Below are 1,197 nucleotides of genomic sequence, written 5' to 3'. Positions count from 1 at the left end.
CGCCTCTCCGCGCCCGGGCCGCTGGCATGGCCTGGCCGCCGGCGCCGCCGGTGCTGCCGCGCTGAGCGGGGTGGTGGTCGCCGCCCTGATCATCGCCAATGGCCGCCCGACCACGGAGGCGCCGCGGTCCGCCAGCGTGGGCGAGAGGCCGGCCATGCTGGCTGCCCCCGCGTCGGGCGTCCCGCCCTCGACCGCTATGGCGCGCGCGCCGGCGCCGCCCGCCCAGGCCGATGCACTGCCGGAGCCGGATGCATCCGACCCCATCACGCTCTTCGCCGCCGCGCAGATGGCGCCGCATGCGGAACCCGGGGCGCCGCGCCTCGCGCCATTCGACGCGGCCAATGCCGCGCCGGCCGGACCTCTGTTGGCGCCCCCGATTGCCATCGACGCCGCCTTTGCGGATGCCTTGCCGGAGCCCGAGGTGGCGCGGCCCGACCGCCTTGCGGCCATGATGCGCGCTGCGCCGTCGCCAGCGACCGACGGGTCGCGTCCCGTGCTGCCTGTGCCGGTTGCGCTGCATGCGCCGGCTGCGCTGCATCAAGCAGGCTTCACGCCGCCCAATGGCGATGTCGCCCGCATTGCGCCGCCGCCGCTGCCAATCGCCGCACCTCCCCCGCCGCCGCCGGACGACGCCGATACCGCGCGCATCGCACCATTGCCGGAACCCGCCGCGCTGCATTTCGGACAGCGCACGCCGCACGCCGCCGACGTCCTGCCCATCGCGCCGCGCCTCCTGCCGATCACGCTGGCCGGCATCGACATCGCGCACCCCATGCAGCTCCCGGTGCGCGTCGCGCCGCCTCCCGCGCAGCCCGCGCCGGCCGTCGCCGACACCGCGCGCGTCGCGCCACTGCCGGAGCCGGATACGGCGCGCCTTTCGCCACTTGCACCGGTCGTCGCCGACGCCGCGCGCGGCGCGCCAGCCGTCGCCGAAGTGATCGATGTCGTGCCGCAGTCCGAACCCGCGACGCTGCAGCTCGCTCAGCGCAACTCCACCGGCGCCGATATCCCGCCTGTCGCGCCCGTACCGGAACCTGACGCGGCGCGTCTGCCGCCGCTTGCGCCACCCGTATCGCCTGGTGCCGACGCCGCGCGCAGCGCGCCCATGCCGGAGCCGGGCACGCCGCGCATCGCGCAGAGTGCGCCTGGCGATGCCGGGCCCGCGCAGGCCGCACCGCCGGCGGAGCCACCTGCTCC

General features: G+C 77.0%; 1 pseudogene. It reads left to right on the top strand.

What is annotated here, in order from left to right:
• A pseudogene (locus GXW71_RS34560) lies at positions 1–1,197 on the top strand (hypothetical protein); the annotation flags it as partial.

This window comes from Plastoroseomonas hellenica, assembly GCF_018129085.1.
Lineage (GTDB): Bacteria > Pseudomonadota > Alphaproteobacteria > Acetobacterales > Acetobacteraceae > Plastoroseomonas > Plastoroseomonas hellenica.
The sequence above is the reverse complement of the archived record's forward strand: the minus strand, read 5'-3'. Positions and strand labels throughout refer to the sequence as shown.